The 14177-nt window shown below is 70.8% G+C and carries 9 protein-coding genes and 1 pseudogene; 9 read left to right on the top strand and 1 reads right to left on the bottom strand.

Going from position 1 to position 14177, the window contains the following annotated elements; all coding sequences use genetic code 11:
- Window positions 1–139: 139 nt before the first annotated feature.
- Window positions 140–2836 carry a LuxR family transcriptional regulator gene (locus ACIBEC_RS43140; RefSeq protein ID WP_360507825.1) on the bottom strand — a complete coding sequence of 899 codons (2697 nt, stop codon included), beginning with the start codon at window positions 2834–2836 and terminating at the stop codon, window positions 140–142.
- A gap of 165 nt (window positions 2837–3001) precedes the next feature.
- Between ACIBEC_RS43140 and ACIBEC_RS43135 the strand changes: the two genes are divergently transcribed.
- From ACIBEC_RS43135 to ACIBEC_RS43095, 9 genes and pseudogenes are all read left to right on the top strand, one after another.
- Window positions 3002–3772, top strand: coding sequence for a hypothetical protein (locus ACIBEC_RS43135; protein WP_360507822.1), 771 nt, complete (start codon window positions 3002–3004; stop codon window positions 3770–3772).
- 945 nt (window positions 3773–4717) lie between these two features.
- Window positions 4718–5008, top strand: coding sequence for a hypothetical protein (locus ACIBEC_RS43130; RefSeq protein ID WP_188309939.1), 291 nt, complete (start codon window positions 4718–4720; stop codon window positions 5006–5008).
- Window positions 5009–5522: 514 nt separating this feature from the next.
- Window positions 5523–6070, top strand: a pseudogene (locus ACIBEC_RS43125) (integrase); the annotation flags it as partial.
- Between the two features lie 111 nt (window positions 6071–6181).
- Window positions 6182–7360, top strand: coding sequence for a tyrosine-type recombinase/integrase (locus ACIBEC_RS43120; RefSeq protein WP_360507819.1), 1179 nt, complete (start codon window positions 6182–6184; stop codon window positions 7358–7360).
- A complete protein-coding gene (locus tag ACIBEC_RS43115; protein WP_396290408.1) occupies window positions 7357–9498 on the top strand; it encodes a tyrosine-type recombinase/integrase in 2142 nt (713 codons plus the stop codon). The genes ACIBEC_RS43120 and ACIBEC_RS43115 overlap by 4 nt, the downstream gene beginning before the upstream one ends.
- Window positions 9499–9562: 64 nt before the next feature.
- Window positions 9563–10684, top strand: coding sequence for a tyrosine-type recombinase/integrase (locus tag ACIBEC_RS43110; RefSeq protein WP_360507813.1), 1122 nt, complete (start codon window positions 9563–9565; stop codon window positions 10682–10684).
- The gene (locus ACIBEC_RS43105) at window positions 10684–11025 is read left to right on the top strand and encodes a helix-turn-helix transcriptional regulator (protein WP_360507895.1); all 342 of its coding nucleotides are present in this window, start codon (window positions 10684–10686) and stop codon (window positions 11023–11025) included. The genes ACIBEC_RS43110 and ACIBEC_RS43105 overlap by 1 nt, the downstream gene beginning before the upstream one ends.
- The gene (locus ACIBEC_RS43100; protein ID WP_360507810.1) at window positions 11022–13436 is read left to right on the top strand and encodes a site-specific integrase; all 2415 of its coding nucleotides are present in this window, start codon (window positions 11022–11024) and stop codon (window positions 13434–13436) included. The genes ACIBEC_RS43105 and ACIBEC_RS43100 overlap by 4 nt, the downstream gene beginning before the upstream one ends.
- A complete protein-coding gene (locus tag ACIBEC_RS43095) occupies window positions 13433–14167 on the top strand; it encodes a hypothetical protein (RefSeq protein ID WP_360507807.1) in 735 nt (244 codons plus the stop codon). The genes ACIBEC_RS43100 and ACIBEC_RS43095 overlap by 4 nt, the downstream gene beginning before the upstream one ends.
- Window positions 14168–14177 lie beyond the last annotated feature (10 nt).

The following is a 14177-nucleotide window of genomic DNA, read 5'->3' as shown; positions in this document are numbered from 1 at the left end:
AAGCGGGGCGCCGAACCCGGTCTTCGAGGCACCCGCGGAACAGTCCGCGCCCCGGGCGCCGGAGGGCGTCCCCCTGGGTGGGTACCGGGGGACCGGTCCCCTCCCGCCCCCCACGCACATGGTCGGTTGGACGAGCGCCCTACGTCGCCTGGCCGAGGACGGCGGCGAGCTGGCGGCGGGAGGTGATGTCGAGCTTCTTGAAGACGCTCCGCAGATGGGCGTCGATGGTCCGGGGGCTGAGGAAGAGGCGGTCGGCCACCTCGCGGGAGGTCGCACCGGTCGCCACCAGCCTGGCGATGTTGAGCTCCTGACCGGTCAGCAGCTCCATCACCCCGAGCGCGGCGGACCTGGCCTGTTCACCGGCGGCGACCAGCTCGGCCCCGGCCCGTTCGGCGAACCCCTCCGCCCCCATCGAGGTGAACAGCTCGTGGGCCGCGCGCAGAACCTCACGCGCCTCCCGTCGACGGCCGTCCCGGCGCAGCCACGCCCCTTGGTGGAGCAGGGCCCGGCCGTGCCACAGCCGCAGGTCGGCGGCGTCCAACCGTGCCACCGCCTCGGCGTGGAGCGGCCCGGGGTCGTCAGACAGCAGAGCGGCGAGGTGGGCCCGCACGCCGAGCGCCCAGTCGGTGCCTGCGGCGCGGGCGTGGTCCGACAGCCGGGCGAACGCCTCGCGGGCGGCGTCGTCCTCGCCGCAGCGCAGTGCCGCTTCGACGAGTTCGGGCAGTGCGAGGCTGGAGACCCCGAAGTCACCGTCTGTCAGGGCAAGCCGGGCCGATGCCAGTGCCGCGCGGTGGTCGGCGGTTCCGTTGGCGTAGACGGCCGCCGCCGCGTGGGCGGTCGCGGTCAGCATGCCCTTGTGCCGCGCGTGGGACTCGGCCAGGACCCGGGCGATCAGCGGTTGCGCCTCGGCGGCTCCTCCGCGCAGCGCGGCGGCGAACAGGCGGCCGTACCAGTGACGCGGGACTCCTGTCACCTCGGCTATCGCGTCGGCCTCGCTGTTCAGGGCGGAGGCGGAGAGCAGGTCACCGCGTTGGACGGCTGCCATGGCCTGTATCCAGAGCCCGACCGGGAGCGTCATCAGCGTTCCGCCGGCACGTGCGGCGTCAACGGCGCGGGTGGCGATCCTGTCCTCCAGGGCGACGTCCCACAGTTCGATGGCCAGCAGTGCAGCGAGGGACAAGCGCCCGGTCCAGAACGGATCGGTGACGTTCGACAGCAGTTCCAGCAGCCTCGGGACCGCTGCCAGGTCGCCGTCGAGGTAGGCGACGAGCGCGTCCAGCAGTTCGTCGGCCGTGGTGCGGTCCCCCGCCGCGACAGGGGCCCGCCGGGCCGCCTCGAGTGCGTCGCGTGCGGCTGCGGAGGCGCGGCCGACGACGAGCCCCGCCTGCAGGGCGTCCAGCAGGTGGAGCCGGGCCCGGTCGGGATCGAGACCGGCGGCCTTGATGAGATGGCCGACCGCGTCGGCCGCGCCGTCCCGGAAGAATGCCGCCCGGCCGCGCAGGAGTTCGGCCTCCACCCGGCCGGCGCCGTCGATCGCGCCGTTCTCGGCCGCTTCGACCAGCGTGATCGCAGTCTCGAAGGAGCCGGCCTCCAGCGCGGCCCGGGCCGCGGCGAGGCTACGGCCGGCCCGCAGGCACGGATCGTCCGTGAGGGCCGCTGCCTGTTCCAGGAAGGCGGCCTCGGCTGCGGCACCGCCCCTGCTCCGGGCGCGTTGCGCGCAGCGCAGGAGGTCGGCCGCGACGTCCTCGTCGGGACGGGGGGCGGCCTGTGCCCGGTGCCACGAACGTCGGTCGGGCGCCGTCAGCGGATCGGTGACATCGGCGAGTGCCGCGTGGACGCGGCGGCGCTCGGCCGCTGACGCGGACGTGTACACCGCCGAGCGCACCAGGGGGTGCCGGAACCGGGACTGCCCGCCCAACGCGATCAGGTCCGTGGCTTCGGCCTCGGTTCCGGCCTCCGGCGGCACGTCCAGCACGTCGGCGGCCCGCCACAACAGGCCCGGATCCCCTGTTGGCTCCGCGGCCGCGACGAGGAGCAGCGTGCGTGCGCCTTCGGAGAGTCGGGAGACCCGCTCCTGGTAGCTACGCTCGATGCGGCTGGCCGGCGAGACCGGAGCGGGCAGGCCGAACCCTCCGGCCATACCGGCGGGCCCGAGCCGGCGCGGCAGTTCCAGCAGGGCGAGCGGATTTCCGCGTGCCTCCGCGAGGATCCGTTCGCGGACCCGCTCGTCCAACGGGCCCAGGAGGCTGGTGGACAGCAGGGCCCGGGCCGCCTGGTCAGGCAACCTGGACAGCGTCAGCGACGTCAGCCCTTCGAGTTCCGCGACGGCGTGCGGCTCACGGACTCCGAACACGATCGCCACCGACTCGTCCGCGATCCGCCGGGCCACGAACGCCAATACCTGCGCCGACGCCCGGTCCAGCCACTGCGCGTCGTCCACGACGCAGAGCACCGGCGCCTCGGCGGCGGCGTCGGCCAGCAGGCCAAGCAAGCCGAGGCCGACGGTGAAGCGGCTCGGTGTGCCACCGTCCCGCAGTCCCATGGCCACAGCCAGGTCCTCCCGGTGTGCGCAGGGCAGCCGCTCGATGCGATCGTGCAACGAGCGGGTGAGCTGGTGCACCGCCGCGTAGGCGAACTCCGCTTCGAACTCGGCCCCATTCACCCACAACAACCGCACGCCCTCCAGCCCTTCGGTGGCATGGCACAGCAAGGTGGTCTTCCCGATACCGGCCTCGCCGCGAACGACTGCCGCCCCACCCTGCCCCGCTCGCGCGGTGGCGAACAGCTCAGCGAGAGCGACGCGTTCGGTGGGCGGAAAGTACTGAGAGCCGGTCACGGGAGCCACCCCGAAATCATGACATGCGCTCTGAGCTGGACGGATACCGGGACCGGAAGCTGTCTCCGAGCCCTTCGTACCCGGGAATGCGCCGGATGAGCGCTACGACCCCGACCGCGACACCCGCCCGTCGCGCTGGTCGTCACCGGTGCCGGACCTGTCGCGTTGGCCAACCGGCAGCAGGCCGTCGTGGACCTGTCGGCGCAGACGTGGCGCGGCCGGTGGTGCAGGGAGGTCCGCGACCACGACGACGGCTGGCGTGAGTACGACGACTCGGTGCCCGTCGTCGCGACCACGCGGGAGCTGCTGGCCGCCCGCGGGCTGCTCGGGCCGGTGTGGTGGCGCTTCGGCCGCTCGGGCCGGCACTCCCTCCTCGAGGCGCTGGAGAACCCGAACAACCGGGCCGCCTACGACCTGCGCCAGGCCGCCCGCGAGGACGAGGAGCACCCGGCCCACCAGGAGCTGATGGACTCCCTGGTCTGCATCGACTGCGGCGACGTTCCCGAGGAGGAGAGCACCTGGGAGTACGGCCCCCAGGGACAGGTCGAGTGGACCCGCCGCCCGGGTGGCCGCTGCTGGACCTGCCACCAGGACCGCGAGGAACGCCTGGAACGAGAGGCCGAAGAACAGCTGGAGGCCGCCCGCACGGCCAACGCCGCGCTGCGCCCGTGCTGGACGTGCCGGGGCTCGATCGGCGGGAAGGAGGGCTCGGAGCTGGAGCTGCGGGAGAAGGCGCGGCCGGACCGGCTGGAGTGCCCCGAGTGCGTACAGGCCCCGCGCCGCAAAGGACTTGGGCCCACTGATGCTGCCGGTCCCGACCAAGCGCGAGCTGGTGGCCGCGCTGGTCTCCACTCCAGACGATCCGTGGTGGGAGGACCGCGTGCTGCACACGAAGCTCTACCCGGCGAGGGGCCGCCGTGTGTGACCTGTTGGTGATTGTGGCCCTGGCGCCGGTCCGCCGTCCGGGCCGCCGGCCTCGGCGGCTCCCCGCCTCCCCCGGTGCCCGCCCGCCCGCTGCTGGGCCCTGGCCGTCGTTCTGGTCGGCCGTCCGGGCCGGTCCCGCTGCGCCTGGCTTGGCCGTCCTGTCCCGCCATGCCCGCGCTGGATACAGTGGCCGCTGCCACGGTGCAGGCGAGGGGGACGACGTGAAGCGATGGCAACGCGGTGCTGTGACTGCTTGGGCGGTGCTGGTGGTCGGCGGGTGTGCCGTGACTGTCCTTCTCGGAGGCACGACCGATGATTCACAGCCCGCAGGGCCGCCGACCGTTCCGACCTCACCTGGCAAGCAGGCCTCGCCCTTTCCCTGCCCGACCAATGCGGTCTGTTCTGCGTACATCGTCCCGGGCGGTTGACCACGGGTCAGGCGGGTCCGTCGGGGCGTGGGCGGGGGCGTGCTGTTGCCGGGGCCGGCCTTCTCCTGGCGGTGGTGCCCGGCGGCCCCTGCGCCGCGGCGGCGCAGGCGCCGTACCAGCCCGTCGCCGATGCCCCGCCCGGGCAGGAGGCGGTCGTCAGGAGAGCGTGGAGGAGCCCGGGCCGTCCTGGCCGGTGCCGCTGGCGACCGCGGAGCAGGGTGCGTCATCGACCTGGCGGGGGACGGTACTGCCTCATCGAGGTGCTGGACAACCCGGACAACCGTGCCGCCTACGACCGGCGGCAGAAGGCCCGGGCGAAGAAGGCCTGCCAAGCCCGCCGCGAGCCGACGCGGACCCTGGCCTGCACCGACTGCGGCAACGGCCCCCGGGGAGACCTCCTGGGAGTACGGCCGCCGCCCCGGTCGGCGGGCCGTGGGCCATGCGGCCAGGCGGCCATCAAGTCACTTCCGGGGGAGTCGAGTTGGCGTTCAATCGGTTTGTCGTGGCCGATGCGGGCTATACGGCGGACATGAGCGGCAGATACCGAGGAGCGGGCGCGGCCCGCGCAGTCATGCTCGTCGCCGACGTCCTCGCGGGCGTCCTGGGGCTCTGGATCGCCCTTTCCCTCCTGGGCGCCAACCCGTCCAACGACCTGGCCCACGCCGTCCACGAGGCCGCCGACTGGCTGTCCACCTGGGCACGCGACCTCTTCACCCCCTCGCAGGACTGGCTGCGTACCCTGCTGAACTACGGCATCCCGGCGCTCGCCTACCTGCTCATCGGTCACATCGCGGCCGGCTGGCTGCGCCGCGTGGACTGACCGCCACGGCCAGGTCGAACGTCCGGCGGCGCGGGTACCCTGGGTACCCGCCAGCCGTCCCCGGCCCTTGCCCCCGGGCCGTCGGTCTCACGCCGGGGGAGTTCGTGCCGGAAGGCCGCCGGCGCCTCCGGTTCCTGCGGCCGCGCCGTTGCCGCCGGTGGCCGCGCCGTTGGGCAGGTCCGCGCTGACGGCGGCGGGGACCGAGGCGGTGGGAGATGAGCCTCCGGCGCCTCCGGTGCCGGAGGTCGCGCCAGCGCCGTCGCCCGCCGGCTCGCGGCCGTTGTTGCCGGATCCGTTCGCGCCGGGTCGGCCGGGGCGCCGGCGGGGCCCGGTCTTCCGGGGTTGCCGGTGGTGGTGCGGGCGGCTTCGTCGTACTCCACCTGGCAGTCGCCCGAGGTCGCTGCGCCGCCGGAGCCGGGGCTTGCCGGGGAGCCTGGGCTCCCGGCTGCGCCGCCCGCGCCGCCGGAGGCGCCGATCTTACCGTCGCAGGTTGCCGACCGCGCTGGCCGACACCGACGGTGTCCCGGGGCGGGTCGAGCTGACGGCGATGATCGACGGGGCGACGCGCACCCTCACCGCGGCGGGGTGCTGCGGCCGACCACGAAGGCAGTTGACGCGAGCGTGCTGCTGGCCCGCACCGTCACCCCGGAGCTGATGCGGCCGGGCTGGGCGGATGCCCTGCGGATGTCGCGTTCGGTGCTGCCGCACCGCCGACTGTTGAGCCTGGATGAGCGCCTGGAACACGCTGCGGCCCGCCCGGTGATCGTCCCGGAGATGATCGTCTGCGACCACGGGAAGGCGTTCATCTCCCGCAAACTCAAGTCGTCCTGCCGGTTCCTGGAGATCGACTTTCAGCCCGCGCGCAAGGCTTCCGGCTTCGAGAAGGGCCACATCGAGAAGATGCTGGCCTCGATCGCGACGCTGTTCGTTCAGTTCCTGCCCGGGCACCTGGGTCGCAGCGCGGACCACCGCGGCCGCCACCCGGAACGCGAGCGGCTCTGGTCGTTGCTGGAGCTCCAGGAGCTCCTGGACGAGTGGATCGTCGCCGCATTTACCGACCGCGAGTTGTGCTGCCCGTGATGTCCGTCTGGGCCTGTGACATGGACGTGATGGGCTCGTTTACCGACCGGGACCGGGACGTCTGTCATGTTCCGGAGTCGGTACGGAGGACGAGTGGTACGGCACGTGGTGATCGGGGACTTGAGGGTCCAGCAGATCGAGCGGAAGGACGGGCGGCGATCGTGGACGATCGTGTGGCCCGAGGGCGCGGAACACACCGAGGCGGACCGGTTCCTGCGCGTCCATGACGGCTCGGGGACGCAGAGAACGTATGCGTATCTGCTGGTGGATCACCTGCGATGGCTGGAGCGTGAGTGCCTGGCCTTCGACACGGTCCAGCTGCGGGACCTGGAACGGTACATGGGCATCGTCGGCGCCGAGGTCCGCATGCCGCTCGGCGAACCGTGGCGAGTCGGCAAGCGTCCCTATGGCCGGTCCGCGCTGTCGGCCGCGGCATCCTGTCTGAAGGGCTTCTACCTGCACCAAGCCTCGCTCGGTGTCGGCGTCGAGCTCGGCGAGAAGCTGGACAGCACCCGACTTCCGTCGCGGGTGGACCGTCGTCGCTCGTTCCTCGGTCACGTGAAGTCGGCGATGCCGGCGAACCCGCTCACTCCGAAGGGCCCGCACCGTCGGCACCCGAAGATGCTCCCCGACGGTGCCCGGGAGAGTCTGCTGGAGGTCGTGAACGCCGCCCGGGACCGACTGGTGGTTACATGGCTCGCCGACGGCGGGCTCCGCATCGGCGAGCTCTGCGGGCTGCACCTGGTCGACCTGCACCTGCGGGAGAACGCGGCCTGCGGCGAGTGCCGCAGCCCTCACCTGCACGTCTGCCACCGCCCGAGCAACCCGAACCGGGCCGAGGCCAAGACCAAGCACCCCTGGCGGGTTGAGCACGGCACGGTGACCGGCGGGCTGATCAAGAGGGTCAGCCCCGCGATGGTGCACGCCTACTTCGAGTACATGACGACCGAGTACCCGCGCGGCGCCGGGCACGGCATGCTCCTGGTCCAGCTGCGCGGCGCCGATGCCGGGCAGCCCTGGGCGCCGGTCGGGGCCCGCCGGATGCTCGGCCGGGCCGGAAAACGTGCCGGCCTGGGGCTGGTGAAGCCCCATGCCTTCCGTCACACGTTCACCTCTGCGGTTCTCGACGCCGCCGACGGCAACCTGCTGATCGCCCGGGACGCCGGCGGCTGGGCCTCGGCCACCACGGTCGACGAGGTCTACGGGCACGTCGACGTCCACGACTCCACCTTCGACGCGGCCCTGCGCGCGGTCTGGGGTGAGGCCCGGTGACCATCACGTCGCTGCTGCCGCGGCAGGACCCCCGCACGGGCCGGGACCGCCTGGAGGTCCTCACGGCGCTGATCAACGCGCCGTCCTTCGACCCGCTGTTCCGCCCGGACCTCATCACGATCCCGCCTGATCACCCCGTCTACCGCTGGAACTGCCTGGTCACGGACTGCGAACGGACCACGATGGGCCACGGCGACCTGTGCTCGGCCCACGAGATGCTCTGGCGTCGGCAGCGTGACGCCGGAGCATCACGAGCCGAGTTCCTGCGCACCGCACCACCCGCCGGCCCCGGCCAGGAGGTGGAAGAACGCCCCTGCCAGATCTGCCCCGACCGGCCCGCCCGGCACCTGACCCTGGACCTCTGCCACCACCATCAGTTTCGGTGGTATCACCACCGTGACCGCCATGGCGCCGACGCCGACTTCGACTGCTGGCTCGCCGACCAGCAAGCGGCCCCCGGCTACGGAAACTGCCTGGTCCAGGTCTGCCCCGACCTGGCCGACTCACCGCTGGGGCTGTGCTTCCGCCATGACCGGAGCTACCGCAATCAGCACCGCCCCGGAGGGGCGGTGCTGCCCAGTCAGTGGGGCAATCGCTATGAACGCACCGGCCGGCCCACTCCGGTCGAGTACGTGGACGAGTCGGCCTTCCGTCGGTGGTGCACGACGGCCGCAGCCGTGCTGCGGCCCGCGCAGGTCAATCTCCGGGGACTGCACCCGCTGCTGCGAGCCGAGATCCAGTGGGGCATGTTCTGGCACACTCAACGACCCTACGGCCGATGGGAGTTGCCGCCACTGCAGCGGCTCGTGAACTACGCACGCGCGCACGGTCTGCGTTCCTTGACCGACGTGGGCTGGGACGACGCGGACCAGCGCAAGGCGGTCACCCGCGAGGGTGTCTACATCGCCCAGGCCATCGCGGGCGCCTTGCACCCTCTCTACGTGACGCCGGAGGAGACGCGCGAGCTCGGCTGCATCCTCACCGAGCACTTCGGCCGCAAGCTCACCGGCCGCGCGATCCGCATCGACCTCACCGGCGTCTCCCAGCAATGGCTGCGCGACCTGACCTGGGACCACCTGGTCGCGATCCTGCGTTCTCCCAGCTGCCCCCGCAGCGGAGGCACCTTCGACGACATGCGCCGAGCCGGTCTGGAGCTGAGCACCTTCCTTGAACTCCACGCTCCCGCGCAGGGCCACAACCCACGGGCCTTGACGGCCGAGCACATGCACCAGTTCGTCGCCGACCAGCGGCAACGCGAACGGGACGGTCTCGTCTCGCTCGCGGCCAGGGGACTCCACGGCAAGCCGTCGATCGTGACCGCCAACACCCGGCAGCGCGTCTTCCACCGAACCCGGCGGCTCCTGCGCGGGGCCCTGGAATCGGGCGAGGCCGAACGCCTTGGCCTGGACCGGGCCTTCATCGCCGCCATGCCCGCCCCGGGACGGATGATCAGCCGTGCTCGGCCGCCGTTCGCCGACGAGGTCGCCCGCGCGCTCGCCGCGGAGAACAACCTGGGCAAGCTCGCGGAAACCTACGATCCCTTCGATCGTGGCCTGCGGGACGCCTGGGAGACGATCATCGTCACCGGCCGCCGCTGCAGCGAGGTTCTCAAACTCCGCCTGGACTGCCTCGGCCGCTACGGCGGACTCCCCATGCTTTGGCACGACCAGACCAAGGTCGGCAACTACGACCAGGCCCTGCGGATCCCCGAACGGGTCCACCACCTCCTGCAGGACCGCCAGCTCAAGACCCTCGCCCTGTTCGAGACCCGAAACAACCGGCCGCCCACCGCCGAGGAACGGGCTCAGATGGCACTGTTCCCGACCAACCAGCGCAACCGCAACGGACGCACTCCGCTGTCCTACAACTGGTTCCACAAAGGCTTCAAGCCGTGGATCGACGAACTCGACATCGGCCGGTGGGTCCCCCATCAGGCCCGGCACAGTCTGGCCACCAGCCTTCTGCGGGCCGGCGCGAGCCTGACCCACGTCCGTCGCTACCTCGGCCACGTCTCCGAGCGGATGGCCGAGCACTACATTAACCCTCGGGAATTGCATCAGACGGGCGAGAAGTCGCAGGTCGCCAGCTCACAGAGACGCCCTGACGCTCTCGAAGGCTACTACGAACTAGCCGTCTGATCAGGCGGTTTGCCACGCTCATCCCATCTGATGCAGGATCTGCCCTCTAGAAGGGATGGTCTGCGTGGCGCAACAGCGAACGGCGGCCCTGGCCGGTGCGGCTCAACTGGAGCTGGTCTCCGGAGTGATCCAGCTGCGTCCGGAGGACGCGATGGTTGAGGCGATGCTGCGCGGATGGCGGGCCCAGCAGCTGTCCCGCGGCCTGAAGGAGGACACGATCGCCGGCCGTGAGCGTCTGATCCGGCGCTTCCACGAGTTCACCAACGAGTACCCGTGGCAGTGGCTGCCCGGCCACATGGACGAATGGTCGGCCTCGCTGACGGGTGAGAGGCACCTTGCGCCGTCCACGATCCGCAGCTATCAAGGCGACGTGCGGCAGTTCACCGAGTTCCTGATCGACGGCCGCTACGGCTGGGCGACCGCCTGCGAGGACGCGTTCGGCACGCACCCGGTGGCGATTTGCCACGAGTGGAACACCATCGCCCACCTCAACGACTACGAGGGCGACCCCGAGGCCCGGCCGTTCACCCGCGACGAGCTGCAGCGGTTCCTCGACTACGCCGACGACCAGGTTGACCGGGCGGTGCGGTCCAAGCGCAAGGGGGCCTTGGCCGCTTACCGGGACGCCACCCTGTTCAAGGTCGTCTACGGCTGGGGCCTGCGGCGCACGGAGACCTCGAAGCTGGACGTGGTCGACTTCGGCCGCAATCCGAAGGCGCGTCAGTTCGGCCGGTACGGCACGCTCAACGTGCGTTACGGCAAGGCGAAAAGAGGGCAGCCGCCGCGGCGTCGGAACGTGCTGTCGGTGATGGACTGGGCGGTGGACGCCGCCCGGGACTACGTGGAGAACGTCCGCCCGCGCTTCGGCTGCGAGGACCACCCGGCGCTATGGGTGACCGAACGCGGCGGCCGGGTCAAGCCCTCGGAGATCAACGCCCGGTTCGTCGCCTACCGCGACGCCCTGAAACTCCCCAAAACTCTGGTCCCCCATTCCCTCAGACATTCATATGTCACACATTTGACCGAAAACGGTATAGATAGGCGTTTTATCCAGCAGCAAGTAGGCCACGAGTGCGACAGCTCCACCGCCGTATACACCCACGTCAGCGACGACTTCATGAACACTGCTCTGAGCAACGCACTCAACCCGGCGTTCGACGAGGCGCCGACCGGGAAGGACCGATGATGGCCGCCAAGCTCGACTACCGCTGGCACCTGCGTCACCTGATGGCGGACCGCGGCATGTTCTCCACCACCGACCTCCTGCCGCCACTGGCCCAGCGCGGCATCAACCTGTCCTCCAGCCAGGTCTACCGCCTCGTCGTCGAGCGCCCCGAGCGCCTCAGCCTGAAGATCCTTATGGCCCTGCTGGACATCCTGGACTGCACGATGGACGACCTCATCGAACCCGTCGCCCCAGCCGGCGCCGCCCAGAGGCCGAAGAAGGCCGCCGCTGGAGGGACAGCCGCCGAGAGCATCGGTGATCTGCGGCCCAAGCGTGCTCGGATCGCCCCGGTGGACCGGTGACCGAGACCATCGACGAGGCCCTGGTGGACCCGGTCGGCCTGATCGTGCGGCTGGTCTCAAAGGTCGAACCCGGTCTGGATGTCGCCAGGATCCACGAGGTCGTCGTGGATGTCGCCGGCGGCCGCGCGAAACGCCGCCGACTGGCCCAGCTCCTCTCAGACTGCCCGCAGGTGCTGACGACCGGCGGGCCGCCGGTCGCGTGGTCGGTCGGACAACTCCTGCGAGGGCTGCGGGCCGTCGGCGCAACGTCGATAGCCGCCCCACGGTGCGGTGAATGCGGGCGAACATTGACCTACATGATCAGCCGGCGTGGGTACCTGCTCTGCTCGCCCTGCCGCGATACGGCCCAAACCTGCGCCGCCTGCGGAGACCAGCGGCGAGTCAGCACCCGCGACCGTCACGGACAGCCTCGCTGCGATCAATGCCCCGACGACCAGGGCGACCCGATGGTGCTGCTGGCGGAAGCCGTCACCGTGATCTCCCCGGACCTCGACCCGGCCGACGTCAGGGCTGCACTGTGTCGGGCAACGGTCCGCCCGGCCGGGCAACGTCGGCTGGCCTGGGCGATCGTGAACCAGCCCTCGCTGCTGACCGGCGCGGGCAGCGACGCCCCCACCCCGGCGGTCCTGCGCTTCATCGACGAACTCCTCGCGGCGGGCGCCAGCAACATCGCGCGACCGTCGTGCCCGCGCTGCGGTCGGACCGTGGCACTGTCGAAGCTGCTGGACGGGCAGCGGATCTGCCGGACCTGCTTCGCGCACCACCGGGCGGTGCCCTGCGCCGGGTGCGGAGCGGTCCGTGAACCGGCGACCCGCGATGCCGAGGGCCGCCCGCTGTGTCCGAACTGCCTCAGCAGCGATCCGATCAACCTCGAAGACTGTCGTGGCTGCGGGCGGCGACGTCGCGTCGCGGCCCGCACCCCGGACGGCCCGTGGTGCGATCATTGCCGGCCTCGCACCGCCGCGACGTGCGGGATCTGCGGGCGATCGACACTCTGCGAGATCTCCGCCGCGACCGGCGAACCGTGGTGCGACCGGTGCCAATCATGGTGGGCCCGTTGCAGCGGTTGCCACACCATCGCCTCGATCCGCGGCGGTACACGCAAGGCGCCGTTGTGCGCGAAGTGCCTCAATCCCGATCCGGATTTCTGGGAGCGATGCCCGGTCTGCAAAACCACCTGGCAGACGAGCGCGCACCGGCCGTGCCATCGCTGCACTCTCGCGCAACGCGCCGACGAGGTGTTCGCCGGCCCCGACGGGTCCGTTCGCCATGAACTGGCCCCTCTGCATGCCGCGTTGATCGGAATCGACCGGCAGGTCACCGCAGTCGCCTGGCTGTCGCGGCCGGTCGTCACCGGGCTGCTGAAGGAGATTGCAGCCGACCAGCGCGCGGTGACCCATGACGTCCTCGACGAGCTCGCGGCGGGCAAGACCCTCGACCATCTGCGGGCCGTCCTCGTCGCCGGAGGCATGCTGCCTGACCGCGACGAGCGGCTCGTCAAACTCGAGCGCTGGACTGCCCGGATCGTCGCATCTCGTGGCGACCACGACGAACGGGCGATGCTTCACCGCTACGCGGTCTGGCACCACCTCCGACGCCTGCGGCAACGCGTCGGCGCCGGCCATGCCACCCACCTGCAGACGGCCAACGTCCGCAGCCACATCACCGCCGCCGTCAACTTCCTGGACTGGCTGACCAGCAGAAGTCTGACCCTCACCACCTGCACCCAGCTCGACCTGGACCAGTGGAAATCACGCGAGGACCTCAGCTACCGGGACCAGACCGGCCACTTCATCCGCTGGGCGACCAAGAACCGGCTGGCAAAGGGGCTGACCTTCGGCGCCGAGCGTTGGCAGGGCCCGGTCGGCCCTCACGATTCCGAAGGCCGCTGGGACGACGCCCGCAGACTCCTCCACGACGCAACGCTGACCACCGCCGACCGGGTCGCCGGACTCCTCCTGCTCTTCTATGCCCAACGACTCAGCACGATCAGCGCCCTCACCGTCGACCAGGTCAGCGAGGCGAACGGCCGGGTTGCGATCCGGCTGGGGACCGCCCCGACGGTCCTGCCCGAACCGCTCGCCGCACTGGTCCTCGACCTGATCGCCACGCGACACCCCTTCACAGTGATCGGACACACCGATCAGACGCCCTGGCTGTTTCCCGGCCAACGCCCAGGCCAGCACATCAGCGCCGCTCGTCTCGGCAAACGGCTGATCAGCGTGGGGATCCAACCTGGCCAGGCCCGGTCAACGGCCCTGTTCGCCCTCGCCGAGGAGGTCCCGGCCGCGATCCTGGCCCGCATGCTCGGCATCCACATCCAAGTCGCTGTCCAGTGGCAGAAGGCATCCGCCGGCGACTGGGCCGCCTACGCCGCCGACGTCAGCCGCCGTCTCCCGGAGAACCGATGAAGCTACCCATCACCATCCACCAAGCACGGCTCGGCGCCGTGGAGTTCAAAGTCATCCGACCAGCCCAGCCATTGATCCACGCCGTGCTCGCCGACCACGATCGACACCTGGACGCCCATCTCGATCAAGACGCCGCGCGGCGAATCGGCGGTCTATGGACGCTCGCTGCCTCTTCACCGCGCTCACTGGTCCACCTGCCGATGCGAGGCAACCAAGCCCCCTCCCGCGAGCTGCCGGAAGACGGCATGCGTCAGCTTGATCTCGTACTGCTGCATCACTCGCTCCAGTTCGCGCCTTCACGATGGAAGGAGGTGCGCGGGCGACTCGGCCCGGGTCGTCCGCAGACCGTGACGCTGCCCGATCCGGGACATACAGGCGACGCCGTGATTGACCACGAGGCACGGCACTACCGGGAGAACCGGGACCTGTTCCACCAGCATCTCCACGCCGAGACCCTGTTCATGACCGGCAGCGCGAAGGTGTTCAGGGAAACCGCCCGGCACTTCCTCAACGTCGCGCGAAACGGTCCCAGCTACGTCCCCGTTCATCCCAGCTACCCGTACTTCTGCACAGAGCTCCACTCCAACGACGGCATTCTCGGCGACGCGCGCGAGATCCACATCGAGTACTGCGACCAGTGGGACTCAGAGGACGTTAAGTCCCTTTTCTCTCGGTTCGTGATCGCTCGTTCGTGTGAACGTCAGCCGTACTGGCGTGCCAGTCGGGGCTAGGGTGATGTTC

The sequence above is a fragment of the Kitasatospora sp. NPDC051164 genome (assembly GCF_044455625.1).
In the GTDB taxonomy this organism is placed as follows: Bacteria; Actinomycetota; Actinomycetes; order Streptomycetales; family Streptomycetaceae; genus Kitasatospora.
The sequence above is the reverse complement of the archived record's forward strand: the minus strand, read 5'-3'. Positions and strand labels throughout refer to the sequence as shown.

Bases quoted from the DNA above. Each gene is read 5' to 3' on its own strand.
- ACIBEC_RS43130 (WP_188309939.1), top strand. From the start codon at position 4,718: ATGAGCGGCAGATACCGAGGAGCGGGCGCGGCCCGCGCAGTCATGCTC.
- ACIBEC_RS43105 (WP_360507895.1), top strand. From the start codon at position 10,684: ATGGCCGCCAAGCTCGACTACCGCTGGCACCTGCGTCACCTGATGGCG.
- ACIBEC_RS43095 (WP_360507807.1), top strand. From the start codon at position 13,433: ATGAAGCTACCCATCACCATCCACCAAGCACGGCTCGGCGCCGTGGAG.